The organism is Burkholderia sp. BCC1644 (genome assembly GCF_902833225.1).
Classification (GTDB): domain Bacteria; phylum Pseudomonadota; class Gammaproteobacteria; order Burkholderiales; family Burkholderiaceae; genus Burkholderia.
In genome coordinates this window covers 339,444-363,369 of record NZ_CADFEI010000008.1, presented here as the reverse complement: position 1 = coordinate 363,369, position 23,926 = coordinate 339,444, and the positions used below count along the sequence as shown (strand labels likewise).

Here is a 23,926-nt window from a genome sequence, read left to right as displayed (position 1 = left end):
CGGGAAGGCCACATCGCCGTAATGATTTGGCATACGAATTAATCACGACGGGACATCGGTTCGTATCGAACGCACGGGCTACCCGTGTCCACGCGTCGAACCGTCCAACCCGCAAGCCTGACATGCAACGAAGCCGCAAACGGCAACAAGTTGAAACAAGGCGTGACGAAGCGCAAATTCGACGCAAAACCACGAATTTTGCCGCTGCCGATTCCTGCGCTGACGCGTAAAATGAAGGGCCTGACGACTCATTAGCCGCCATCGGACCGTACGCGTTGCATCTGCGAACGGCTCCGCCGCGAAGAGGCGTCGGCGCCGGGCGCGCACGATGCGCCGGATGTGTCGATGGCTCACGCGGAAGATGCGCCGCCCGCAACAGTACCTTGCGGCGGCCGGATCGGCCGATGGCTTCGAACGTATGATGCTTTCCAGCCTGAAGCGGCCATTTGCGAAGCCGCACCGTCTTGCCCGCGCAGTTGCCGTGTACGTGTGGCTCGCTGCCGCGTTGCCGATTTCGGTTCTTGCCGGGCGGCCTGCCTTTGCCGCGTCGGACGTGCCGTCGCCAACTGCTACGTCATCCTCATCAGCAGCGTCGCCCGTGTCGGCGGCTTCTCATGTGCATCCGGCCTCGGCCGCGCATGCGTCGTCAGGCGCATCGGCCGCGCAGTCCGCGTCCGCCGCGTCGCACGCGCATCATGCGGAACCCGCCAGCACAGCATCGGGCGCATCGGCTGCGTCCGCCGCGGAACCTGCGTCGGCCGCATCCGCCGCCAGCGAGGCCGAAGCGCCTGCACCGACTCCGCCACGCCTGCATCCGCCGCTATCGGCCGACGAAGCGAAGAACGCGACGGCGCGTGCGGTCGACATGCGCAAGCGCTTCACGCAGGAAGTCACCCGCCGCCTGAACGTGCCCGCGAGCGAACAGCGCGGCTACGGCGAGCGGCTCCAGAAGGCACTTGCCGATGCGGATCTCGGCGGCCTCGCCGGCGAGTACGTCGCGATGGTCGACCGCGCACCGAACGTGCAGGCACTCTTCATCTACTTCCGCGCAACGCCGGCCAATGCATGGATGATGATCGGCGCATCGCCGGTCGGCACCGGGCTGCCCGGCAAGTACGACCATTTCCTGACGCCGCTCGGCGTGTTCCATCACTCGCCCGACAACATGGATTTCCGCGCGGAAGGCACGACGAACGAGAACGGCATCCGCGGCTATGGCCGCCGCGACATGCGCATCTACGACTTCGGCTGGGTAGACGGCGAACGCGGCTGGGGCAAGGGCGGCGTGTCGCCGATGCGTTTCCAGATGCATGCGACCGATCCCGACCGCCTCGAATCGCTGCTCGGCATCCGGCACTCGAAGGGCTGCGTGCGGATTCCCGCCTCGCTGAACACGTTCTTCGACCGCCACGGCCTGCTCGACGACGACTACCAGGCGCGCGTCGAGGCCGGCAAGTCATTGTGGGTGCTGCGGCGCGACCGCGACATCACGCCGGTCGCGGGCCGCTACCTGGTCGTGATCGACAGCGCGCGCAAGGCCCGCCCGGCCTGGGCGCCGATGCCGGGGCACAAGGCGTGGTCGAAGGTGCCGAAGGGCGGCGACACGGCGGACTGACCGCCGCTCCGTCGAGGGCCGGAGATGCGAGGATGAGAATAAATCCGTTTTATTGATACATAAGAAAAGCAAACTTTTATTATCCGAGCCGGGTTCGTATAGTCGAGTCCAGTTTCGCGGAACCCTGCCGCGCCTGGACCACCACCGATCACACGACCCGCATGAAAACTCTCTACAAGCTCGCTCCGCTCGCGATGCTCGGCGCCTTCGCGACCCATGCCTGTGCGCAAAGCAGCATCACGCTGTACGGTCTCATCTCGGCCGGCGTCGGGTTCGCGACCAACCAGGGCGGCAAGAACGCCTGGCAGGCGCTGTCCGGCACGAACCAGAACCCGCGCTGGGGCCTGAAGGGCAAGGAGGATCTCGGGCAGGGGCTGTCCGCGATCTTCCAGCTCGAGAACGGCTTCAACGTGATGACCGGCACGGCCGCGCAGAACGGCCGCGAATTCGGGCGCATGGCCTACGTGGGCCTTGCCGACAACACCTACGGCTCGCTGACGTTCGGCCGCCAGTACGACGCGATCCACGACTACATCGGGCCCGTGATCATTGCGAGCAACGGCGTGAACATCGGCGACAACGACAACGGCTACAACGACATCCGCGTGCAGAACTCGGTGAAGTACGTGAGCCCCGTCTACTACGGCCTGAAATTTACCGCGCTGTACGGCTTCAGCAATGCGACCGGCTTCGCGAACAACAGCGCGTACAGCTTCGGGCTCGGCTACGAGCACGGCCCGCTGCGCTGGAGCGCGGTCTACGCGCAGTACAACCATCCGTACAGCGCGACGAACCAGGACGGCGCGATCGCGAACGACTATGCGTCGCCGCTGCTGATCTTCAGCAAGAGCGCGATGACGCCGGCCGCGTACGCAAGCCGGCAACGGATCGCGGGCACGGGCGGCTTCTACACGATCGGCCGCGCGCAGTTCGCCGCGATGTTCACCGACGTACGCTACGATTACCTCGACAATACGCACCTGCACCTGCAGAACCTCGGCGTGAACGTCGTCTACACGATGACGCCGCAGCTCTTCCTCGGCGCCGCGTATGCGTTCACGAACGGCAAGTACGACGTGATCGACAAGCGTCCGAAATGGCACCAGGTGAACCTGCAGGCCGATTACTTCCTGTCGAAACGCACCGACGTCGCGCTGACGGTGATCGCGCAGCAGGCGGCCGGCGACGCGGACCATGCGCAGATCTTCGCGTACGCACGCTCGACCAGCACGCGCCAGATGATGGCGACGCTCGGCGTCCGGCACGTATTTTGAGCGTCCGACCATGACCCATCCGATCGCATCCCGCCGCACCTTCCTGAAACTGTCCGCCGCGCTGGCCGGCACCGCGCTGCTGCCCGAAGCGGGCGCGTTCGCGGCCGGCGGCGACGCCGCGCGCCGCACGGTGATCATCGATACCGACCCAGGGCAGGACGACGCCATCGCGATCCTGCTCGCGCTGGGCGCGCAGGACCGGCTCGACGTGCGCGCGCTGACGGCCGTCGCGGGCAACGTGCCGCTCGACCTGACCGAACGCAATGCGCGCATCATCCGCGACTGGGCCGGCCGTACGAAGACGCTGCCGGTCTATGCGGGCTGCCCGCGCCCGCTCGTGCGCGATCTCGTGACGGCCGCGAACGTGCATGGCAAGACGGGGCTCGAGGGCGTCGAACTGCACGAGCCGCGCGCGCCGGTCGCCGCGGGCCACGCAGTGTCGTACCTCGTCGATACGCTGAGCCGCGCGGCGCCGGGCAGCGTGACGCTGTGCGCGCTCGGACCGCTGACGAACATCGCGACCGCGCTGGTCGAGGCGCCGCAGATTCGCGGCGCGCTCCGTGAAATCGTGCTGATGGGCGGTGCGTTCTTCGAGCGCGGCAACATCACGCCGGCCGCCGAGTTCAACATCTACGTCGATCCGCAGGCCGCCGAAGTCGTGTTCGGCAGCGGCGTGCCGATCGTCGTGCTGCCGCGCGACGTCGCGGTGAAGGCGCCGATCACGCCGGCGCGCGTCGCGCCGTTGCGCGCGCTCGGCAACCACTGCGGCGCGATCGTCGCGGACATCATGGATGCCGAGCTCGCCTACAACAAGAAGCGGCGCGGCGTCGAAGACGCGCCGATGTACGACCCGACGGCCGTCGGTTATCTCGTCGATCCGACGTTGTTCAGCGGGCGCAAGGTGAACGTGGTGGTCGAGACGACCGGGCAGTGGACGCTCGGCGAGACGATCGTCGACTGGAACGGGCGCAGCGGCCGCGCGGCGAACGCGACGTGGATCAACGAGGTCGACGCGGACCGCTTCTACGCGATGCTCGTCGAGCGGATCGCGAAGCTGCCCTGAGGGCGGGCAGTCACGCGGCGAACGGCGAACGGGAACGCAATCAGATGTGCTTCGCAATCCACTCGCGGCACGCGCTCACGTGCGGGCCGCGATCGTCGGCGGCGAGCGAGATCAGCGAGATCGCGCGCGTGACGCGCGGCTTGTCGACGCGCAGCGCGACGAGTTCGGGATCGTGCAGATGCATCGTGTAGAGGCTCGGCAGCACGGCGGTCGCGAGGCCGTTGCGCGCAAGCGCGTAGAGCGGCTCGGTGTATTCCATCCGGTACGTGACGTTCAGGCGCAGCTTCTCGGCGCCGCCGGTGCGATGCAGCGATTCGCTGACGCTGCCGCGCACGAACACGGCGAGCTCGCGATCGACGAGCTTCGCCCACGTGACGCTCTTCGCGCGGGCGAGCGGGTCGTCGTGCCGCACGACGATCACGATCTCGTCCTCGAACAGCTGCTGGTAGCGCAGCGTGCCGTCGTCGCTGTCCGGCTCGCGTACGCCGATGCCGAGATCCGCGACGCTGTCGCGCACGGCTTCGACGAGCGCGCTGTTCGGCAGGTCGGTGAGCGTGAAGCGCAGCGTCGGGTGCGTGCTGCGCAGTGCGTTGAGCGCGGGCAGCAGGCGGCCCGCGACCGACGGGATGAAGGCGATGCGCACGGTCTGGATGCGTTCGCCGATGAGCCGCGTCATGTCGTCGAAGGTGCCGCGCGCCTGGTTGAGCAGGCGCTCGGCGAGCGGCAGCACGGCTTCGCCCGCGGTAGTGAGCGTGAGCCGGTGCGCGGAACGTGCGAACAGGCGCCCGCCGAGCAGGAACTCGATCTGGCGGATCGATGCGGTGAGCGCGGGCTGCGTGAGCGACAGCGCCTGCGCGGCCTGCGTGAAGCTGCGTGCGTGGGCGAGTACGACGAAGTGCTGGACCTGCCGCAGCGTGAGCGCGGGCAGCAGCGACGAGCGGTCGGACGACATCGGCAATAACGGTCGGGATGCGGTACGCGGCAGTATAAGACCGCGCTGCAGGAACCGACACAGGACAATATTCGGAATCACAGGAGAACCACCATGTCAGCGACTGACACGATCCCGGCGCGAGCGCCGGCCAACTGGCTCGAACGCCGCTTCGCGCTCGCCGCGCGCGGCACGAGCGTGCGCACCGAGACGATCGCGGGCGTCACGTCGTTCCTCGCGGCCGCGTACCTGCTCGTCGTGATCCCGTCGCTGCTCGCGACGGGCGGCATGGAGCGCGGGGCGGCGACGACGGCGACGATCATCGTGTTCGTGCTGTTCACGACGCTGATGGGGCTCTACGCGAACCTGCCGTTCCTCGTCGGCCCCGGCATCGGCGGCTCGGTGATCATCGGCGTGACGCTCGCGACGACGGAGCATGTGGGCTGGCAGACCGGCCTCGGCATCGCCTGCGTGTCGGGCATCCTGTTCTTCCTGCTGACGATCCTCGGCGCGCGCGGCGTCGTGATGAAGCTGATTCCGGTGCAGATCAAGCTCGGACTCGGCGCGTCGATCGGCCTGTTCGTCACGATGCTCGGGCTGCGCAATGCGGGGATGGTCGTCGCGAACGCGAAGACCAACGCGTTCGCGCTCGGCGATTTCTCGCGGCCGGGCGCGCTCGTCGCGCTGATCGGCCTCGCAGTCGCGATCCTGCTGCAGGCGCGCAAGGTGCCCGGCGCGATCCTGATCGCGATCCTCGTCGCGGCAGCGGCCGGCGTGCCGCTCGGGGTCACGCATTTGCCCGCGTCGTTCGTGTCGCTGCCGCACAGCATCGCGCCGATCGCGTTCAAGCTCGACATCGGCAGCGCGCTGAGCCTCGCGGCCGCGCCGTACCTGTTCGCGTTCTTCGCGGCGGAATTCTTCTCGACGCTCGGCACCGCGCTCGCGGTCGGCGCGAAAGCGAACCTGCTCGACGAACAGGGCAACCTGCCGAACATCAACCGGCCGTTCCTCGTCGACTCGCTCGCCGCGACGATCGGTCCCGTGTTCGGCATTCCCGCGCTGACCGCGCTGATCGAATCGGCGGCAGGCGTCGAGGCCGGCGGCCGCAGCGGGCTGTCGTCGCTGGCCGCGGCCGTGCTGTTCGCCGCGATGCTGCTGTTCGTGCCGGTCGCGCTCGCGATCCCGAAGGAGGCGACGGCACCGGCGCTGATCCTGATCGGGCTGTCGATGTTCGCGACGATCCGCCACACGCATTTCGACGACTTCACCGATGCGCTGCCCGTGATGTCGATGGTGCTGCTCACGCTGATGTCGAACAGCTTCGGTACCGGCATCGCGGGCGGGCTGCTGTGCTACGTGCTCGTCAAGCTGCTGGCCGGCCGCTGGCGCGACGTGTCGTGGGGGCTCGTCGTGCTCGCGCTTCCGCTCGGCTATTACTTCTGGACCGTCGTGAAGCCGCACTGAGAGACGGCTTTCGCGACGCAATGGCACTACCGCAAAAGAGACTGAAATGAAGGGAACACCAGGCAACGTCCCGGCCGCGCGCACGGGCATCGAGATCACGCCGGCCCATCGGGCCTTCTTCCACGCGCTGCCGAAGGTCGAGCTGCATTGCCACCTGCTCGGCGCGGTGCGGCATGACACGTTTATCGCACTCGCGGAGCGCAGCGGCGCGCCGATCGAGCGCGCGGAGATCGACGCGTTCTACGCGCGCGGCGAGAAGCCGGTCGGCGTGTTGCACGTGCTGCGCGCGCTCGACAAGTATCTGCTCACGCAGCCCGACGACCTTCGGCGAATCGCTTACGAGTATCTGGAAGATGCGGCCGCGCACAACGTTCGGCATGCAGAATTCTTCTGGAATCCGACCGGAACGGTTCATGTATCGGGCATCGCGTATGCGGATGCGCAGGCCGCGATCGTGACCGCGATCCGCGATGCCGCGCGCGATTTCGGAATCGGCGCGCGCCTGATCCCGAGCATCGACCGCGAGCAGGATCCCGACGAAGCGGTTGCGATCGTCGAATGGATGAAAGCGAATCGAGCGGACGAAGTCGCGGGCCTCGGCATCGACTATCGCGAGAACGACCGGCCGCCGGAACTGTTCTGGAAGGCGTACCGCAATGCGCGCGCGGCGGGCTTCCGCACGACCGCACACGCAGGCGAGTTCGGGATGCCGTGGCGCAACGTCGAGACGGCCGTCGACCTGCTGCAGGTCGATCGCGTCGATCACGGCTATACGATCGTCGACAACCCCGAGCTGTGCGCACGCTATGCGGAGCGCGGGATCGTCTTCACCGTCGTGCCGACGAATTCGTACTACCTGCGTACGCTGCCGCCGGAGCAATGGGCGGAACTGCACCCGATGCGCAAGATGCCGGGCCTCGGGCTGAAGATCCATCCGAACACCGACGATCCGACGCTGCACAAGGTCAATCCGAGCGAAGCGTGGGAGCTGATGTTCAGCCATTTCGGCTTCACCGTGGCCGACCTGAAGCAGTTCATGCTGAACGGGATCGACAGCGCGTGGGTGGATGACGCAACGAAGGCCGCGTGGCGCGCGGCATGGGCGCCGGAGTTCGATGCGCTGGCCGCCACGCTCGCGGCGGGCTGAGCGCGAGCGGGTTGGCCGCCGGCCGGTGCTTCAGCCGGCCGGCGGTTCGTTCGGGTTCAAGTGGTAGCGCAGGTCGCCCGCGAAATCGAATAATGTGTAGTCGCGAAACGAAAAACGCCACACGCCGTCGACGCGCTCGAATGCGTCGTGATAGCGGCCTGCCGCGACCGGTTGAAGCGGGAATCCCGCGACGGCCTGCAGCACCGTGTAGTACGAGCGCACCGTCGCGCGATGCGCGGTTTCGTCGATCTCGATGATCGGATTCGTGACGACATGCTTCGTGCGCGGTGTGCCGCACGGGTAGCGCTTCACGCTCGCGCTGAACAGCGCGAGCAATTCATCCGCGCCGATCGTCGGCGCACCTTCCTTCGTCTTGATGCGGGCGTGCCGGAACAGCTCGGCGACGCCCGGCAGGTCGCCGCCATCGAGCAATTCCGCGTAGCGGTACAGCAGGTTCGCGATTGCGACTGCGCTGTGGGTCATGCGGGCACCCTCGTCGTTGAGCGATGACGCCGATGGTGCGCGGCACGCCGCAGCTTCGCTTCGTCCGGGTGGACTAATCCGGCGCCTCTCCGCACCTTTCCATTTCCCCGCCCGTCACCGGTAGGCGCGCGCGCCGGCTGGCACACGTCGTTCGCGTTCGCTATATTGGCGGTCGGTCGCGATCGGTCGTGTCGCGGCCACCGTGCGCTGTCGCGCCGGACATTCCCAAAACAATTCGAAGAGAGAGGCTTAAGCCATGCGTACCCCCTTGTTCTGTCTGCTGTTGCTCGCGTCGCTGCCCGCGCGGGCCGGCACAGCCTGCGATGCCCTGCTCGGCGATTACGCGCCGGCGGCCGGCAAGCCCGCGACCATGCGCGTCGAGAAAGTGGGGGGCGACATCGTGCTGCGCATGCGCGACGCGGGCCGGTGGAGCGTCGAAACCGCCCCGACGCACGTCGCGGAACTCGATATGGACGGCCCGGTGAAGCCGCCTGCCGACGCGTGCATCCTCGACGTGCCGGGCGGGGAACTGATCAAGATGCCGATCGGCGCGCCGTATCAGGTCACGTCGATCACGGGCAGCAACTTCACGACGAAACATTCGACCACGGGCGTCCTGCTGCGCATGATGCAGGGCTTCCAGGTCGACGGCATCGAGCTGTATCCGGTCGCGCGCAGCGGCGATTCGCCTCCGGCCGCGGTGAAGGCGGTGCGGGGTCGCGAGGTCGCCGGCACGGGGCCGTGCCCCGGCTACCATGCGCCCGACATGAGCCAGGCCGACTTCGACGGACTGTCGGACCGCGTGCGCACCTACTTCGGCGGTCTCGACGCGGTGCAGCAGCGCGCGTTCGTGTGCGGGCAGACGCTCGACGAAATCGTCGGCGACGGGCTGTCGTCGAGCGACGCGAAGACGGTCGATGCGATGTGGCGCTGGCTTGACGTGATGCTGCACGCACACCAGGTGCCGCGCGACGAGCATGGCAGCGACGATCGCTGGCGCGTGGCCGGCCAGTTGCTGCGCCACAACCATTCGGACGACGGTGCCAAGGCGTCACCGGACCGGGCACGCAGGCAGGCGCTCGTGCTGGATCTGCTGGTGCCGAACCTGCCGCCGCCCGACACGTTGCGTGACGGCCGCGAGGAGCAGGCAAGCGACCTCGTCGCGGAAATCATGAAGCTGCCGGAACCGGATGCGCTCGCCGCGCTCGGCAAGTTGCAGGCGCGCGGCGTGCTGCGCTGGCAAATCAACGACAACAACCCGTACCGCGTCGCCGACGTCGCGTTGCGGGAGGCATTGAATCCACCCGTGCCGGTGTCGGTCTTCACGCTGCTCGCGAAGGACGCGAACCCGGACGTGCTGCATGACGACGCGTTGCTCGACGGCGAGGTGACCGCGCGCCGCGTCGACGGCGTGCAGCGCCTGCTCGACGCCGGCGTGAAGCCGTCCGCGAAAGTGCTGGCGGATGCCGCCGACACGCCTGAGATCCTGCGGCTGCTGAAGGCATCCGCGGCACGCTGAAGGCGACCGGGCCGACGCCATACAACGACCACGAGGGCGACCCTGCCGATGGGCAATCGATCCTGGCGCTGTCTCCAGGCCGGTGACGGTGGCGCCGCGGGCACGATCGAGTTCGCGGAATCCGACAATCACGTTCCGCTGCTGTGGCGCTGAGCGGCACCCCGCGCATTACACGCGAATCGGCGACGATGCGTTGTTCGACGGCAATGCCGCGCGCATGCCGCTGATACCGTGGTTCGTGCGCCACGTCGCGATCGCGCGGAACTGGAGCAGCGGCGAACCGGTTGCGGTATTGCGCGACGACGGCGTGCCCGTCTGGCTGTACGCGGACGGGCGCGCGTCGACGTCGCGTCGATGACACGTGCGGCCGGCGTGATCCGCCGGCCGCACGCTCAGCGGAACATTCTCAGCCAGTCGAACAGGCCGGGGTGCGGACGCCGCTTCGGCGCCGGCGCCGGTGCGCTGCGCGGACGGAAGTCGGGCGAGAACTGCGCACGCGGATCGATCGCGCGCGTACGCAGCGCCGCATCGTAGAACGACCCGACGATCGGCAACGCGCTGTGCGCGCCCGCACCCCAGTAGTCGCTGCGCAGCGTCACGCTGCCGTCGTCGAAGCCGACCCACGCGCCCGCCACCAGTTGCGGATGCATCAGGATGAACCAGCCGTCCGTGTTGTCCTGCGTCGTGCCGGTCTTGCCCGCGACGTCGGTGCGGATCCCGTAGCGCCAGCGGATGTCCGCGCCGGTCCCGTAATCGACGACGCCGCGCATCACGTCGACCAGCGTCTGTGCGGCGGCCACCGGCAACGCGCGTTCGGGCGGGGCGCTGTTGAATGCGGCGAGCACCTTGCCGTCGCGATCCTCGATGCGCGTGATCATCTGCGGCGCGACGTACACGCCACGATTCGCGATCGTCCCGTATGCGGACACCATTTCCTTCAGCGTGACGGGGCTCGTGCCGAGCGCGAGCGACGGTACCGCCTCGAGCGGGCTTTCGCGCACGCCCATCGCGCGCGCGAGCTGCGCGACCCTGGCCGCGCCTTCGCGCTGCATCACCTGCGCGGTGATGCGGTTGCGCGACAGCGCGAGCGCGTCGCGCAGCGTCATCGGCGCATCGGTCGGCGGCTCGGCATCGGTCGGGCGCCACACGGCGTGCGTGCCGATCGGGATCGCGACGGGGCGATCGACGAACGTATCGCCCGGCTGCATGCCGTCCGCGAACGCGGCGCCATAGACGAACGGCTTGAACGTCGAACCCGGCTGACGCCGCGCCTGCGCGACGTGATCGAACGGCTCGCTGCCGAAGTCGGGGCTGCCGACCCACGCGCGAATCGCGCCGTTGCGCGGATCGATCGCGACGAAGCCGGCCTGCACCTGCGTCTTGCGCTCGCACAGCGCGCGCATGAACGCGCGGTTTGCACCGAGCTGCTTCAGCGCCGGCACATCGGCGAGCCCCGTGTCGCGGGCCTGGCGATATTCGGGTGTCTGGCGGATGAAGCCGCGGAACAGGTCGTTGCGCAGCCCGCAGCCGGACGGGCCGCGCCACGCGCTGTCGGCGACCGCCTGCAGGCGATCGGTTTGCTGCGTCAGCGCTTGGGTCGCCATGTCCTGCAGTTGCGAGTCGAGCGTCGTGCGCACGACGAGGCCGTCCGAGTAGAGGTCGTAGTTGTTGCGGTCGGCCCAGGCGATCAGCCACTTGCGCAACTGCACCGCGAAGTGCGGCGCCGGGCCCGGCTGCGCGGTCTGCGGCTCGAAGTCGACGCGCAGCGGCCGGCGCTGCAATTGCGCGAGCTGCCGCGGCGACAGCATGCCCATCTGCGCCATCCGGTCGAGCACGATGTTGCGTCGTTGTACCGCGCGTTCCGGATTCAGCACCGGGTTGTAGTAGCTGTTGCCCTTCAGCATCCCGACGAGCGTCGCGCTTTCGACGATGTCGAGCTGGTCGGCCGACTTGCCGAAGTAGGTACGCGCGGCCATTTCGACGCCGTACGCGTTGTACAGGAACGGGACGGTGTTCAGGTAGGTCTCGAGAATCTCGTTCTTGCTGTACACCGACTCGATCTTGAAGGCGGTGATCAGCTCCTTCACCTTGCGCGTGAGCGTCAGCGAACGGCCGACTTCGTCCGGATACAGGTTGCGTGCGAGCTGCTGCGTGATCGTCGAGCCGCCCTGGCGGTTGCCCGAGAACGTGTGCAGCCCGGCCGCGAGCGTGCGGCGCCAGTCGATGCCGTGATGCGAGTAGAAGCGGTGGTCCTCGGTCGCGATCAGCGCGTCGACCATGTGCGGCGAGATCTGCTTGAGCGGCACCCATTCGCGATTGACGGGCCGGAACTCGGCGATCAGCTGGCCGTCGGCGGACAGCACGCGCGCGGGGCGGTCGATGCGCGCCTTGCGGATGTCGCCGATGCTCGGCGTGAACGGGACGAACGCGATCAGCACCAGCAGGCCCAGCGCCGGAATCGCGGCGAGCGTCAGCGCGACGCCGCGGCGCGTCGGATGACGCAGGCGGTGCAGCACGCCGGCGCACAGCGCGCGGATGCGCGCGCCACAGGCGGCGGCGAACGGTGCGACGCGGGCGCGGCAACGGAGCCACGCGTCTCGGAGAAACGGCACGAAGCGGTTCAAGGCGGCAGGAGCGCGGATGGAAGAGGCGCGATCCTAGCAAACGACACAGGTGCGGCGCCGGCTAAAACGGCCGTTTGCTTGCAGGATTTACAGACGATTACGTTTGTTGCCTGCCGACAACCTTTTGCGGCGCGCGCGGCCGCGATTCCGCAGACGAAACCACGTCCGCGAGCCGCTGCGCGGCCGCCTCCATCTGCGCGCGGCCGAACCCGCCGAAGCCCAGCACGAGCCCCGGGCGGGCCGTGCCGGGCGCGAACATCGGCGACACCGCGCGCACCGCGACGCCGGCCTGCGCGGCGCGCGCGACCACATCCAGATCGTCGATGCCTTCCGCGAGCCACAGCACGACGTGCATCCCCTGGTCGCCCGGCTGTACCCACGCGCGCTCGCGCGGCAGCCGTGCGCCGAGCGTGTCGATCAGCAGCGCGCGCTGTTCCGCATACACGCCGCGCACGCGGCGGATGTGGCGATCGAGATGGCCTTCCGCGATGAACGCGGCCAGCACGTGCTGGTCGGCGGTCGGCACGTGGCGATCCATCAGCACGCGCGCGCCGCAGAACGCGGGCACGAGATCGTCGGGCGCGATCACGTAGCCGAGCCGCAGCGACGGAAACAGGATCTTGCTGAACGTGCCGAGGTAGATCACGCGATCGGGGTCGAGCCCCTGCAGCGACGGGAACGGATAGCCTTCGTAGCGCAGCTCGCTGTCGTAATCGTCCTCGACCACCCACGCGCGATGCGCGCGCGCCCACGCGAGCAGCGCGTTGCGCCGGGCCATGCTCAGCGGCATGCCGAGCGGGTACTGGTGCGACGGCGTGACGAACGCGGCGCGCGCGTCCGGCGCGAGCCGCATGCCGGCGTCGACGTCGAGGCCGTCGGCGTCGACCGGCACGCGCACCATCGCATCGCGCCGCCCGGTGCTTTCGAGCAGTGCGGTGATGCCGCGATAGGCGGGATTCTCGACCCATGCCTGGTCGTTGTCGCCGAGCAGCACCTGGCTCGCGAGATGCAGCCCCTGCTGCGTGCCGCTCGTGATCACGACCTGACCGGCATCGCAGCGCACCGAGCGCGACCGCCGCACGTAGTCGGCGATCGCTTCGCGCAGCGGCAGCGCGCCTTGCGGATCGGCATAGCCGGACGGCGCGCCGGCGCCGCGGGCGCGCAGGCGGTTGCCGAGCCGGCGCCAGATGTCGTCGGGCGCGGTGAGGCCGATCGGCACCGAGATCGCGAACGGCATGGCCGGCAACGGGCTGAATTCGCGGGCGATCCGTGCGAAGGTGGCTGCGGGCTCGGGCAGGCCGGCGTGTGCCGGGCGCTGGCGTGGCGCCGGCGGGGCGGGTTCGTTGCCGGGCGGCGGTTCGGCGAGCGCATTCGCGACCCGCGTGCCCGCGCCGCCGCGCGACTCGAGAAAGCCTTCGGCGATGAGCTGCGCATACGCGTCGACGACGGTGCCGCGTGCAACCTGCAGCGACGTAGCCAGCAGCCGCGTGGACGGCAGCGTGTCGCCCGGCCGGACGTCGCCGCGGCGCACGGCGTCGCGCAGCGCCTGCGCGAGCTGGCGGCTCAGGTCGCCGGCCGTACGGTCGAGCGCGCCGAGCGACGGGATTTCGACGATTCGGGCCGTTCTTGCCATGATTCTGGTCTGCTGAAATTGTTTCAAACCGGCTCTACAGCATAAACCAGTTTGGGATCACAATCGCCGCATGACGGGCACGCGCCCGCGCCATTTCCAACCCCGTACGACCGTGGAGCCGACATGTACGTCCCCGCCGATTTCAACGAACCCGATCTCGACGCGCTGCGCGAGCTGATCGTGCAGCATCCGTTCGGCAGCCTGATCACGCACGGCAGGAACGGCCTCGACGCGAATCACATTCCGTTCGAACTGCTGCCCGACGACGGCGGGCTCGGCGAACTGCACGCGCACGTCGCCCGCGCGAATCCGGTCTGGCAGGACGTCGCGAATGGTGACGAGGTGCTCGTGATCTTCCGCGCCGGCGATGCGTACATCTCGCCGAACTGGTACCCGAGCAAGCATGTCGCGCACCGGCAGGTGCCGACGTGGAACTACATGGTCGTGCATGCGCACGGCCGCATCACGGTGCGCGACGACGAGAAGTTCGTGCGCGGCGTGGTCGCGCGGTTGACGCGCACCCACGAGGCGTCGCAGCCGGTGCCGTGGAAGATGGGCGACGCGCCGAAGGACTACATCGACACGATGCTGCAGTCGATCGTCGGGCTGCAGATCGAGATCACGCGGTTCGTCGGCAAGCGCAAGCTCGGACAGAACAAGGCCGAGGCCGATATCCGCGGCGCGGGCGAAGCGCTGGTCGCGGAGGGCAACCTCGCGATCGGGGAGGCGATGCTCGCGGCGGCCGACGCGAAACGCGAGTGAGTAAGCGAGCAAGGGCGCGATGAGCGTGCAGGCGCGTGCCGCGCCCGCACGTCGCACGGATCACTGCGTGCGCGTCGCGTCCTTCGCCGGTGTGCCCGCCTGCGCGAGCGCGCCGCGAATCGCGGCCTCGGTCTTGTCGTACTCGCCTTCGCCATAGCGCGTATAGACGACCTTGCCGTTCGCATCGATCAGGTACAGCGCGGGCCAGTACTGGTTCCCGTACGCACGCCACGTGTCGTAACGGTTGTCCTGCGCGACCGGATATCGAATGCCGAAGCGCTTGATCGCATCGGCGACGTTGCCCGCGTCCCGCTCGAACGGGTACTCGGGCGTATGCACGCCGACCACCACGAGCCCCTGGTCGCGATACTTCCGGTCCCACTCCTTCACGTACGGAATCGTATGAATGCAGTTGATGCACGAGTACGTCCAGAAATCGACGAGCACGACCTTGCCGTGCAGCTGGCCGAGCGTCAGCGGCGCGCTGTTGTGCCAGCGGTCGATGCCGGTGAAATCGGGCGCCGGCGTGCCGGCCTGCGCGGCCTGCCTGCCCGCTTCGTCGCGGGTGCCGGCAAAGGCGGCGAGCCCGGCCGTGGCGGCGAGGGCGATGACGATGGCGGCGGTCTTGAGTCGGGGCAGCATGGCGTTCTCCTGATCGGTGGGCCGCTGCTCGGGGCGCGGCCGGACGGGTTTCGACAGGCCCCATTAGGCGGCGCCGACGTATCTGCGATGTGTCCGGCCAGCCGCGCGTGTGCAATGTTGTGTGTCGTCACGGCGGCGCGATACATTGGGATACAAACGCGTGCCTGCCTTGCGGTATAACAGCGGACATCGCCTGCCCGAACTACGACACCGACAACGATTCATGGACAAGATCGACCACGTGCTGATCGTCGACGACGATCGCGCGATTCGCGAACTGATCGCGGACTACCTGGAAAAGAACGGCATGCGCGTGTCGCTGGCCGCGAACGGCCGCGAGATGCGCAACGTGCTGGACGACGGCGCGCCCGACCTGATCGTGCTCGACCTGATGATGCCGGGCGAGGACGGCCTCACGCTGTGCCGCGACCTGCGCGCCGGCAAGTTCCGCACGGTGCCCGTGCTGATGCTGACCGCACGCGGCGAGGAAACCGACCGCATCATCGGCCTCGAGATGGGGGCCGACGACTACCTGGCCAAGCCGTTCGCGGTGCGCGAGCTGCTCGCGCGGATCCGCTCGGTGCTGCGCCGTGCGCGCATGCTGCCGCCCGGCATGCAGGTGACCGAATCGGCCGAGATGCTCGCGTTCGGCGAATGGCGGCTCGACACGACCGGGCGCCACCTGCTCGACGCCGAAGGCACGCTGGTCGCGCTGAGCGGCGCCGAATACCGGCTGCTGCGCGTGTTCCTCGACAACCCGCAGCGCGTGCTGACGCGCGACCAGCTGCTCAACCTCACGCAGGGGCGCCAGTCCGACCCGTTCGACCGCTCGATCGACCTGCTCGTGAGCCGGCTGCGCCAGCGCCTGCGCGACGGCGCGCGCGAACCGCGCTACATCAAGACGCTGCGCAACGAGGGCTACGTGTTCTCGTCGGCCGTGACCGCCGTCGACGGTACGCCATGAGCGCGCGCATGCCGTGGCACTGGCCGCGCTCGCTGTTCGCGCGGCTCGCGCTGATCCTGTGCGTGGGCCTCGCGCTCGCGCAGACGCTGTCGTTCTGGCTCACCGTGACCGAGCGCGACCAGGCGACCACCAACCTGATGATGGGCTACATCGAGCGCGAGGTCGCGAGCTCGGTCGCGCTGCTCGACCATCTGCCGCCGGCCGAGCGCGCCGCGTGGCTGCCGCGTCTCGCGCGGCGCAGCTATGCGTTCATCCTCGGGCCCGGCGAGACCGGCACGCCGCCGGAAGCACGGCTGTCGGCGCGCGTCGAGCGCTCGATCTCGGACGGCATCGGCGGCGACTACCCGCTGACCGCGAACGCGATCCCCGGCGACCGCGAACATCTGCAGGTGCATCTGCGGCTGACCGACGGGTCGCCGCTGACGATCGACATCCATCCGATGTCGACGGTGCCGCTGTCGGGCTGGCTGCCGGTCGTGCTCGCGCTGCAGCTCGCGGTGCTGGCCGCGTGCTGCTGGCTCGCGGTGCGGCTCGCGACGCGGCCGCTCAAGCAGCTCGCGCAGGCTGCCGACGCGCTCGGCCCCGACCTGAAGGGCGAGCGGCTGAACGAAGGCGGGCCGTCGGAAGTCGCGCGTGCCGCACGGGCGTTCAACGCGATGCAGGACCGCATCGCGCAGTACATGGCCGAACGCATGCAGATCCTCGCGTCGATCTCGCACGACCTGCAGACGCCGATCACGCGGATGCGGCTGCGCGTCGACATGATGGAGGACGACACGCAGGGTGCGAAGTTGCGCCAGGACCTGATCGAGATGGAACATCTGGTGAAGGAGGGCGTCGCGTACGCACGGACGCTGCACGGCACCGAGGAAGCCGCGCGCCGCATCGACCTCGACGCGCTGCTCGACAGCATCGTGTGCGACTACGCGGATGCGGGGCAGGACGTCGCGCTGCACAGCCGCGCGCCGCTCGCGCTCGTCACGCGGCCGAAGGCGCTGCGCCGCATTGTCGGCAACCTCGTCGACAACGCGCTGAAGTTCGCGGGCGCGGCCGAGATCGACGTGCAGGCCGTGCCGGACGGCGGCGCGGTGATTGCCGTGCTCGACCGCGGGCCCGGCATTCCGGCCGATCAGCTCGACGCGGTGTTCGAGCCGTTCCGGCGCGTGGAGACGTCGCGCAACCGCGACACGGGCGGCACCGGGCTCGGCCTGGCGATCGCGCGGCAACTCGCGCTCGCGATGGGCGGCACGCTGACGCTGAACAACCGGCCCGATGGCGGCGGGCTCGAAGCGCGGCTCACGCTGAGGAATGCGGGGTGAGGCGACGCGGCGCGCGAGCGCCGCGGTGTCAGGTGCGTGCCGTGAAGTCGAAGCCGGCGCGCGCGAGTGTCAGCAGCGGCCGGTGCGCAGCGCGACGGTCCAGTCGTCGCGCCCGCGCGAGGCCGCGGTCACGGCGGCCGTGTGCCAGTCGTATTCGACCGCATGGAATTCGACGTTCCAGCCGGCCGCCGTGCGCGACACCATCGCGTAGCGCGCATGCGGCGAGCCCGTCTCGATGCGGTGCGGATGCGGCAGGTCGTCCTCGTACGCCTGCAGCCCGACGCTGCCCGGATTGACGATCAGCCGGCCGTCGTCGAGCTTCGCGGTGCGCGGCACGTGCGTGTGGCCGCACAGGATCAGCGAGGCTGTTTCGTTGCCCGCGCGCTGCGCGATTTCATCGGGCGTGGCCGCGCGGCAGCCGTCGGGCGTGACCGTTTCGAGGAAGTAGACGAGATCGCTGGCCGGCGTGCCGTGCACCATCAATACGTCGTCGTCGAGCGTCACGCGTTCGGGCAGCGCGGCGATCCAGTCGCGCTGGTCGTCGCGCAGCGTGTCGTGCGCCCAGCGATCGGACAGCCGCATCGCTTCGCGATCGCAGGTAAGCAACTGCCGCTCGTGATTGCCCTTGATGGTCGGCAAATCGAGCGCGATCAGGCGGTCGGCCGTTTCGGCCGGATGGAGCGCGCCCGACACGATGTCGCCGAGATTGACGATCACGTCGGCGCCGCGGCGGCGGACGTCGTCGAGCACCGCGTCGAGTGCGGCGAGGTTGCCGTGGATGTCGGAAAGCGCGGCGATTTTCATGGCGGAGCGTCGATGAGGGGAACGGCGATTGTCGCCAATTCGGCACGGGTCGTCCAATCGCTTCACGGCATCGGCGCGCGATGCCGCATGCTGCGCGTCAGTCGGTCGCGAGGCGCGCGTACATCGCGAAATCGCCCGGCGTGCCGCGCACCATCTTGTAGGCGCGCAACAGCCCTTCGTAGCGGTAGCCGCACTTCTGCAGCACGCGCGCGGAACCCGCGTTGCTGGTCAGCACGACGGCCTGCATGCGCATGAAGCCGCCGTTCGTGAACGCCCACGCGGTGACGGCTTCGCACACGGCGCTCGCGATGCCGCGCCCCCAGTGCGACGGCGCGAGGTCGTACGCAATTTCCGCCGAGCGGTTCACGGTGGACACCGTGTGCAGCCCGATCGTCCCCGCGAGCATGCCCGTTGCGGTATCGACGATCGCGAGACGCCGGATCGAATCCGGATCGGCCGATTCGATATTGTCGAACAGCGGCAGCAGATCGTCGGGTGTGCGCAGGTTCCAGCTCGTGTGGTGGAAGACGTCGGGGTTCGACAGGTACGCGTACCACGCGTCGAGGTCCGCGCGGTCGAGTTGCCTGAGCGACAGGCCGGGAAAGCCGGAGCGGGGCGGTGCGGCGATTTTCATCGGAACGGGCTCCTACGCCGCATGGCGCCGGTACAGCGCCAGCGAACCGGCGAGCGCGAGCAGCATCGCGCCACACGTGCGTTCGAGCCACAGCGCGCCCGAGCGTTTCAGCAGCCGCATCGCGCGTGCGCCGAGCAGCGCGTAGCCGAACATCACCGCGCCATCGAGCAGCGCAAACGTGACCGCGAGCGCGACGTACTGCGGCGCGAGCGGCGCGGACGGATCCAGGAACTGCGGCAGGAACGCGGAGAAGAACAGATAGCCCTTCGGGTTCGTGACCGCGGTCAGGAAGCTCTTCGCGAAGATCGACGCATTGCGCTCGGCTGCCATGCCGTTTTGCGCGGCGGCGACATCGAGCGAACCCTTCGACATCAGCAGCCGGATGCCGACGTACGCGAGGTAGGCGGCGCCGAGCCACTTCACCACCGAGAACCAGAACGCCGACGCCATCAGCAGCGCGCCGAGGCCGAGCGCGACCGCGACGATCAGCACGAAGTCGGACAGCATCGCGCCCGCGAAACCGTAGGCCGCGCGGCGCACGCCGTAGCGCGAGCCGTTGGTCAGCGCGAGCAGCACGGTCGGGCCGGGTGTCGCGATGCCGACGAACGCGACGGCGGCGAAGATCAGCAAGGTCGTTTCATGCATGACGGAACTCCCGAGGGAAGGGGCGCGCTCGATTATCGGGTGCGCCCGCCCGTGCTGTACAGGCGCGGCAGCCGTCGACGATGGTCGTGCCCCGACTATCTCGATTTTGGCAAAAAGCTGTTGTCATTATTCCGCTTTGGAACGGAACCGGTTCCATCTACCATGGCGGCCGCAGCGGGCATGCCCGCCGCGTCGTCGCGCGCGGACGCTGCCGGCCTCGGACCGCCGGCGGTTCTCGGCGCCCGCGCGCGCTACTCGCAACAGCACGCCAGAACAACGGGTTCACCGCCCGGAGACATGAAACCATGAACAAGCAACTGATCGCAGCCCCGCTGCTGCTCTCGCTCGCGGGTATCGCCGCCGCGCAAAGCTCCGTCACGCTGTACGGCATCGTCGACGCGGGCGTGACCTACCGCAGCAACGAGCGGGTCGGCTCGCCGGGCGCATACACCGGGCATTCGAGCGTCGGGCTCACGACCGGCAACCTGTCGGGCAGCCGCTGGGGCATCAAGGGTTCCGAGGATCTCGGCGGCGGGATGCGCGCGCTGTTCGTCCTCGAGAACGGCTTCGACATCACGAACGGCACGTCGGGCCAGGGCGGCCGCCAGTTCGGCCGCCAGGCGTTCGTCGGCGTCGGCAGCGACCGCTACGGCACGGTCACGCTCGGCCGCCAGTACACGTCGCTCGACGACTTCGTGAGCCCGGTCGGCCCGTCGTCGTTCATCGGCGGCTTCGGCGCACACCCGGGCGACATCGACGATCTCGACCAGACCGCCCGTGTCGACAGCTCGATCAAGTACACGAGCGCGAACTACTCGGGCTTCACGTTCGGCGCGCTGTACGGCTTCGGCAGCCAGCCGGGCAGCATGAAGCAGCGCAATACGTGGAGCGTCGGCGCGGCGTACGCGGCGGGCCCGCTGCGCGTCGGCGTCGGCTACGAGCGCTCGGACAACAGCAAGACCGGCGCGACCGACCCGACGGCCGGCAAGTGGCAGAGCACCGATGACGGCCTCTTCAACTCGTCGATCAACGAAGGTTATGCGAGCGCGCAATCGCAGCAGGTGATCGCGACGGGCGCGACGTACGACTTCGGCCCGGCCGTCGTCGGCGTGAACTACAGCAACGTGCAGTACCGCAGCGGCGGCCAGTCGTTGTTCACCGGTCACGCGACGTTCAACGTCGCAGGCGTGTTCACGCGCTGGAACGTGCAGCCGCAGACGCAACTGTTCGCGGGCTACAGCTACACGCGCGGCAGCGATGTCGATGGTGTCGACGATCGCGCGCAGTATCACAACGTCACGCTCGGTGCCGTGTACGACCTGTCGAAGCGCACCAGTGTGTACCTGCTCGGCGCGTACCAGCATGCATCGGGCATGACGCTCGACGCGCTCGGCCGTCCGGTGGCCGCGACCGCGTCGGTGTCCGACAAGGCGAACGGCCACTCGTCCGACTCGCGGTCGCAGGCGATCGTCAGCCTCGGGCTGCGCCAGAAGTTCTGACGCAGCGGTCGTTGCACGCGCAACGGGGCCCGCGGTCGATGCGGGCCTCGATGCATGCTCCTATACTGTCGCCTCCCTTTCAGAGGAGACGACATGACCCGAACGCTTTCCGCGCGCTGCCGGTGCGGTGCCGTGACCGTCACGCTGCGTGGCGAACCGGCGGCGCGCGCGAACTGCCACTGCACGACGTGCCGCGACTTCTACGGCACGCCGATGCTGTCCGCAACCGCATGGTCGCCGGAGCAGGTAAGCATCGACGGCAGCCACGCGACGTTTCCGCATCCGCAGAAGTCGATGTCGCGCACGTGGTGTGCGTCGTGCGGCGAGATCGTGTTCGGGACGAACCGGCTCGACATGCGCGTCGTGCCGAACAGCCTGGCCGCGCGTGCGCACGGCGGGCAATTGCCCGGCGACCTGCGGCCGACGATGCACCTGTTCTACCGGCAACGCGTGATCGACGTCGTCGATGCGCTGCCGAAATACCTCGACGGCTGGGACGGCCCGACGCTCGACCCGGCGGCCTGAACGATCGCTGCGCGTGCCGGCATCGCCGGTGCGCGGTTTGCCCGCCGCATTCCTCTTTCCCCTCCCGCTCCCCCGGTGCGCCAGATCGCGAAAAATCGATCGGGCCGAATATTATTTTTTCTCTTTCATTTCAATTTCGATTTGTAATCATTGAAACGAATTCCGGGGAATGAAAAAGCAATGCGGGCATGTCAGAAAAAATGACGTATTCGCATTGATCGACCCGGAAGAAAATGCCGGGGAAAGCACCGAAATCGTGCGGCCGGCAAGCCGTTGCGGCGTGGTTTCGCGGGTTTTACCTTCGTTGACGAAAAAGCGCCGGACGGCAAAAGGCGCGGAGTGAATAATTCGGGATAACGGCGAATGCGCTTTTGCCGGAATCACCAATATTTCATGCGCCGCGATTTACAGTGTCGACCATTGATCGTCTGGGAGCATTATTCATGTCAATGAAACAAATTCGCGCGGCGTTGCTTGGAATGTGCATGGCGATGCTGGCGCCGGCGAGTCACGCGCAGGTGCAGTACTCGACGGACTGGCTCGCGAACACGTACGGCACGCTGGTCTCGCACGTCGGCAACGGCGCGCGCTCGATGTGGGTCGCGCCCGAAGGCGTGATCTACACGGCGTCGCGCTGGGACGAGAACGCGGGCGGCGTCGCGCTCTACCAGAACGGCCAGTCGCTCGGCACGATCGGTATCCACGACGAATTCCAGGGCGGGGCGATCACCGGCAATTCGACGTCGCTGTTCGTCGCGCTCGGCTACAACCGCACGTTCGGCAGCGGTTCGGTGGGCCGCTACAACCGAAGCTCGAACCAGCGCGACCTGCGCATCCCGGTCAGCACGTGGACGGGCATCCAGTACGCGGACGTGATCACGGGCCTCGCGACGGGCGGCAACCTGCTGTACGTGAGCGACTTCTACGGCAATCGCGTGCGCGTCTATACGACCGACGGCGTATGGCAGCGCGACATCGGCGTATCGGGACCGGGCGCGCTGGCGCTCGACGCGGCCGGCAACCTGTGGGTCGCGCGCAAGAGTGCGGGCGTCGTCGCGCAGTTCAGCGCGACCGGCACCGCGATGAGCACGATCCAGATGGCGGCCGGCGCGCGGCCGGCGTCGCTGTTCTTCGATGCGTCGCTGGGCCGGTTGATGGTGGGCGACGAAGGGCCCGACATGAACATCAAGGTCTACACCGGGCTGCTCGGTTTGCCCGTACAGGTCGGCACGTTCGGCGTGCAGGGCGGCTATCTCGACACGACGACGGGCATCAAGGGGCAGGTCGGCGACAAGCGCTTCACGCGCGTCGCCGCGCTCGGCAAGGATTCGGCCGGCAACCTGTACGTGCTGAACAATGCATGGGGCGGCGGCTGGGACCTCGGCCGCAACGGCAGCACCGACCTCCATTCGTACAGCCCGACGGGCGCGCTGCAGTGGAAGCTGCAGGCGCTGAACTTCGAGGGGATCGCCGCGCCCGATCCGGTGACGGACGGCACGTTGTTCTACAGCGGCAACAACGTGTATACGGGCTCGGCGGGCGGCACCTTCGTCGCGAACACGGTCGACCCGTTCACCTATCCGAAGGACCCGCGCCTCGACATGAACGACTACCAGCGCGGCCAGCATTTCGGCCAGGTCGTGAACGTCGGCGGCAACCGGATCCTCGTCGCGTCGGGCCAGAACCCCGGCAACTTCAACTTCTATTACTTCAACACCGCGAGCGGCTACATCGCGATTCCGGCCGGTTCGCTGCCGGGCAAGCCGTTCAACACGACGCTGCAGGTGACGGCCGGTTTCGACATCGACGGCAACGGCGACGTGTGGGCCGGGTTGAACGGATCGAACGTGATTGCGCGCTACCCGATGACGGGCTTCGACGCGACCGGCAAGCCGTCGTGGGGCAAGGCGACGACGACGCCCGTGCCGACCAGCGTCGCGCCGGTCACGCGCATCATCTACCAGGCCGACAGCGACACGATGATTCTCGCGCAGGGCCTTGCGGGCAATTGGGACTGGACCGCGATGAACGGGCACATCGAGGTCTATCACGGCTGGAAGAACGGCAACACGAATGCGCCGAACCCGGTGATCAACCTGACGAGCGCGAACCCGAAGTCGATCGCGGCGGCCGGCCACTACCTGTTCGTCGGCTACGTGCACACGGTGCCGAACATCGATGTGTTCGACCTGAACACCGGTGCGCTCGTCACGACGCTGACGAATTCGAACACGTCGACGATGGATGTCGGCAACGACGTCGACTCGATGTACGGCGTGCGCGCGTACCTGCGCTCGACCGGCGAGTACGTGATCACGAAGGACAACTACAACGGGTCGAGCATCGTCGTGTATCGCTGGCATCCGTGACCGCGTCGGC

Annotated in this window: 22 protein-coding genes; 14 read left to right on the top strand and 8 right to left on the bottom strand. The window is 68.2% G+C overall.

Annotated features, from left to right (window positions below; all coding sequences use genetic code 11):
• Positions 1-328 precede the first annotated feature (328 nt).
• From HWX87_RS18810 to HWX87_RS18800, 3 genes are all read left to right on the top strand, one after another.
• The gene (locus HWX87_RS18810; protein WP_176048516.1) at positions 329-1,615 is read left to right on the top strand and encodes a hypothetical protein; all 1,287 of its coding nucleotides are present in this window, start codon (positions 329-331) and stop codon (positions 1,613-1,615) included.
• Positions 1,616-1,776: 161 nt separating this feature from the next.
• Positions 1,777-2,889 carry a porin gene (locus HWX87_RS18805; RefSeq protein WP_176048515.1) on the top strand — a complete coding sequence of 371 codons (1,113 nt, stop codon included), beginning with the start codon at positions 1,777-1,779 and terminating at the stop codon, positions 2,887-2,889.
• Between the two features lie 10 nt (positions 2,890-2,899).
• The gene (locus tag HWX87_RS18800; protein ID WP_176048514.1) at positions 2,900-3,952 is read left to right on the top strand and encodes a nucleoside hydrolase; all 1,053 of its coding nucleotides are present in this window, start codon (positions 2,900-2,902) and stop codon (positions 3,950-3,952) included.
• A 40-nt stretch (positions 3,953-3,992) separates the two neighbouring features.
• Here HWX87_RS18800 and HWX87_RS18795 read toward each other — a convergent pair whose 3' ends face one another.
• Entirely contained in the window at positions 3,993-4,904 is a 912-nt protein-coding gene (locus tag HWX87_RS18795) for a LysR family transcriptional regulator (protein WP_176048513.1), read from the bottom strand.
• A gap of 93 nt (positions 4,905-4,997) precedes the next feature.
• On the opposite strand from HWX87_RS18795, the gene HWX87_RS18790 reads away from it, so the two are divergent.
• A complete protein-coding gene (locus tag HWX87_RS18790; RefSeq protein WP_176048512.1) occupies positions 4,998-6,347 on the top strand; it encodes an NCS2 family permease in 1,350 nt (449 codons plus the stop codon).
• 46 nt (positions 6,348-6,393) lie between these two features.
• A complete protein-coding gene (gene add, locus HWX87_RS18785) occupies positions 6,394-7,494 on the top strand; it encodes an adenosine deaminase (protein ID WP_176048511.1) in 1,101 nt (366 codons plus the stop codon).
• A gap of 30 nt (positions 7,495-7,524) precedes the next feature.
• Here add and HWX87_RS18780 read toward each other — a convergent pair whose 3' ends face one another.
• Positions 7,525-7,977 (bottom strand): nuclear transport factor 2 family protein, encoded by a 453-nt coding sequence (locus HWX87_RS18780; RefSeq protein ID WP_176048510.1) that lies wholly within the window; start codon positions 7,975-7,977, stop codon positions 7,525-7,527.
• 256 nt (positions 7,978-8,233) lie between these two features.
• Between HWX87_RS18780 and HWX87_RS38050 the strand changes: the two genes are divergently transcribed.
• Positions 8,234-9,496 (top strand): hypothetical protein, encoded by a 1,263-nt coding sequence (locus tag HWX87_RS38050; protein WP_244137703.1) that lies wholly within the window; start codon positions 8,234-8,236, stop codon positions 9,494-9,496.
• Positions 9,497-9,689: 193 nt separating this feature from the next.
• Complete coding sequence (locus tag HWX87_RS18770) at positions 9,690-9,854, top strand: hypothetical protein (protein ID WP_244137702.1); 165 nt, start codon at positions 9,690-9,692, stop codon at positions 9,852-9,854.
• 34 nt (positions 9,855-9,888) lie between these two features.
• Here HWX87_RS18770 and HWX87_RS18765 read toward each other — a convergent pair whose 3' ends face one another.
• Positions 9,889-12,120 (bottom strand): transglycosylase domain-containing protein, encoded by a 2,232-nt coding sequence (locus HWX87_RS18765; protein WP_176048509.1) that lies wholly within the window; start codon positions 12,118-12,120, stop codon positions 9,889-9,891.
• A gap of 97 nt (positions 12,121-12,217) precedes the next feature.
• Positions 12,218-13,753 (bottom strand): PLP-dependent aminotransferase family protein, encoded by a 1,536-nt coding sequence (locus HWX87_RS18760; RefSeq protein WP_176048508.1) that lies wholly within the window; start codon positions 13,751-13,753, stop codon positions 12,218-12,220.
• 123 nt (positions 13,754-13,876) lie between these two features.
• Between HWX87_RS18760 and HWX87_RS18755 the strand changes: the two genes are divergently transcribed.
• A complete protein-coding gene (locus tag HWX87_RS18755) occupies positions 13,877-14,515 on the top strand; it encodes an FMN-binding negative transcriptional regulator (protein ID WP_176048507.1) in 639 nt (212 codons plus the stop codon).
• 60 nt (positions 14,516-14,575) lie between these two features.
• On the opposite strand, the gene HWX87_RS18750 is transcribed toward HWX87_RS18755, so the two are convergent.
• Positions 14,576-15,157 carry a thioredoxin family protein gene (locus HWX87_RS18750; protein ID WP_176048506.1) on the bottom strand — a complete coding sequence of 194 codons (582 nt, stop codon included), beginning with the start codon at positions 15,155-15,157 and terminating at the stop codon, positions 14,576-14,578.
• A 223-nt stretch (positions 15,158-15,380) separates the two neighbouring features.
• Here HWX87_RS18750 and HWX87_RS18745 point away from each other — a divergent pair, with 223 nt between their 5' ends.
• Together HWX87_RS18745 and HWX87_RS18740 are read left to right on the top strand one after the other, a co-directional pair.
• A complete protein-coding gene (locus HWX87_RS18745; RefSeq protein ID WP_176048505.1) occupies positions 15,381-16,121 on the top strand; it encodes a response regulator in 741 nt (246 codons plus the stop codon).
• Positions 16,118-17,440, top strand: coding sequence for an ATP-binding protein (locus HWX87_RS18740; protein WP_176048504.1), 1,323 nt, complete (start codon positions 16,118-16,120; stop codon positions 17,438-17,440). The genes HWX87_RS18745 and HWX87_RS18740 overlap by 4 nt, the downstream gene beginning before the upstream one ends.
• A gap of 69 nt (positions 17,441-17,509) precedes the next feature.
• Here HWX87_RS18740 and HWX87_RS18735 read toward each other — a convergent pair whose 3' ends face one another.
• The 3 genes from HWX87_RS18735 to HWX87_RS18725 form a co-directional block, all read right to left on the bottom strand.
• Positions 17,510-18,244, bottom strand: a complete 735-nt coding sequence (locus tag HWX87_RS18735; protein WP_176048503.1) for a metallophosphoesterase family protein — start codon at positions 18,242-18,244, stop codon at positions 17,510-17,512.
• 97 nt (positions 18,245-18,341) lie between these two features.
• Positions 18,342-18,878: a GNAT family protein gene (locus HWX87_RS18730; protein WP_176048502.1), complete on the bottom strand. Its 537-nt coding sequence runs from the start codon at positions 18,876-18,878 to the stop codon at positions 18,342-18,344.
• 12 nt (positions 18,879-18,890) lie between these two features.
• Positions 18,891-19,523, bottom strand: a complete 633-nt coding sequence (locus tag HWX87_RS18725) for a LysE family translocator (RefSeq protein WP_176048501.1) — start codon at positions 19,521-19,523, stop codon at positions 18,891-18,893.
• Between the two features lie 305 nt (positions 19,524-19,828).
• Between HWX87_RS18725 and HWX87_RS18720 the strand changes: the two genes are divergently transcribed.
• The 4 genes from HWX87_RS18720 (at position 19,829) to HWX87_RS18705 (ending at position 23,916) form a co-directional block, all read left to right on the top strand.
• The gene (locus tag HWX87_RS18720) at positions 19,829-21,022 is read left to right on the top strand and encodes a porin (protein ID WP_176048500.1); all 1,194 of its coding nucleotides are present in this window, start codon (positions 19,829-19,831) and stop codon (positions 21,020-21,022) included.
• Positions 21,023-21,115: 93 nt separating this feature from the next.
• A complete protein-coding gene (locus HWX87_RS18715; RefSeq protein WP_176048499.1) occupies positions 21,116-21,547 on the top strand; it encodes a GFA family protein in 432 nt (143 codons plus the stop codon).
• Between the two features lie 169 nt (positions 21,548-21,716).
• Positions 21,717-21,890, top strand: coding sequence for a hypothetical protein (locus HWX87_RS18710; protein ID WP_176048498.1), 174 nt, complete (start codon positions 21,717-21,719; stop codon positions 21,888-21,890).
• A 100-nt stretch (positions 21,891-21,990) separates the two neighbouring features.
• Positions 21,991-23,916, top strand: a complete 1,926-nt coding sequence (locus tag HWX87_RS18705) for an SMP-30/gluconolaconase/LRE-like region family protein (protein WP_176048497.1) — start codon at positions 21,991-21,993, stop codon at positions 23,914-23,916.
• Positions 23,917-23,926 lie beyond the last annotated feature (10 nt).

Bases quoted from the DNA above. Each gene is read 5' to 3' on its own strand.
- HWX87_RS18800 (WP_176048514.1), top strand. From the start codon at position 2,900: ATGACCCATCCGATCGCATCCCGCCGCACCTTCCTGAAACTGTCCGCC.
- HWX87_RS18710 (WP_176048498.1), top strand. From the start codon at position 21,717: ATGAAAAAGCAATGCGGGCATGTCAGAAAAAATGACGTATTCGCATTG.
- HWX87_RS18720 (WP_176048500.1), top strand. From the start codon at position 19,829: ATGAACAAGCAACTGATCGCAGCCCCGCTGCTGCTCTCGCTCGCGGGT.
- HWX87_RS18745 (WP_176048505.1), top strand. From the start codon at position 15,381: ATGGACAAGATCGACCACGTGCTGATCGTCGACGACGATCGCGCGATT.
- HWX87_RS18795 (WP_176048513.1), bottom strand. From the start codon at position 4,904: ATGTCGTCCGACCGCTCGTCGCTGCTGCCCGCGCTCACGCTGCGGCAG.
- HWX87_RS18810 (WP_176048516.1), top strand. From the start codon at position 329: ATGCGCCGGATGTGTCGATGGCTCACGCGGAAGATGCGCCGCCCGCAA.
- HWX87_RS18740 (WP_176048504.1), top strand. From the start codon at position 16,118: ATGAGCGCGCGCATGCCGTGGCACTGGCCGCGCTCGCTGTTCGCGCGG.
- HWX87_RS18780 (WP_176048510.1), bottom strand. From the start codon at position 7,977: ATGACCCACAGCGCAGTCGCAATCGCGAACCTGCTGTACCGCTACGCG.
- HWX87_RS18805 (WP_176048515.1), top strand. From the start codon at position 1,777: ATGAAAACTCTCTACAAGCTCGCTCCGCTCGCGATGCTCGGCGCCTTC.
- HWX87_RS18790 (WP_176048512.1), top strand. From the start codon at position 4,998: ATGTCAGCGACTGACACGATCCCGGCGCGAGCGCCGGCCAACTGGCTC.
- HWX87_RS18730 (WP_176048502.1), bottom strand. From the start codon at position 18,878: ATGAAAATCGCCGCACCGCCCCGCTCCGGCTTTCCCGGCCTGTCGCTC.
- HWX87_RS18760 (WP_176048508.1), bottom strand. From the start codon at position 13,753: ATGGCAAGAACGGCCCGAATCGTCGAAATCCCGTCGCTCGGCGCGCTC.
- HWX87_RS18715 (WP_176048499.1), top strand. From the start codon at position 21,116: ATGACCCGAACGCTTTCCGCGCGCTGCCGGTGCGGTGCCGTGACCGTC.
- add (WP_176048511.1), top strand. From the start codon at position 6,394: ATGAAGGGAACACCAGGCAACGTCCCGGCCGCGCGCACGGGCATCGAG.
- HWX87_RS18725 (WP_176048501.1), bottom strand. From the start codon at position 19,523: ATGCATGAAACGACCTTGCTGATCTTCGCCGCCGTCGCGTTCGTCGGC.
- HWX87_RS18750 (WP_176048506.1), bottom strand. From the start codon at position 15,157: ATGCTGCCCCGACTCAAGACCGCCGCCATCGTCATCGCCCTCGCCGCC.
- HWX87_RS38050 (WP_244137703.1), top strand. From the start codon at position 8,234: ATGCGTACCCCCTTGTTCTGTCTGCTGTTGCTCGCGTCGCTGCCCGCG.
- HWX87_RS18755 (WP_176048507.1), top strand. From the start codon at position 13,877: ATGTACGTCCCCGCCGATTTCAACGAACCCGATCTCGACGCGCTGCGC.
- HWX87_RS18735 (WP_176048503.1), bottom strand. From the start codon at position 18,244: ATGAAAATCGCCGCGCTTTCCGACATCCACGGCAACCTCGCCGCACTC.
- HWX87_RS18705 (WP_176048497.1), top strand. From the start codon at position 21,991: ATGTCAATGAAACAAATTCGCGCGGCGTTGCTTGGAATGTGCATGGCG.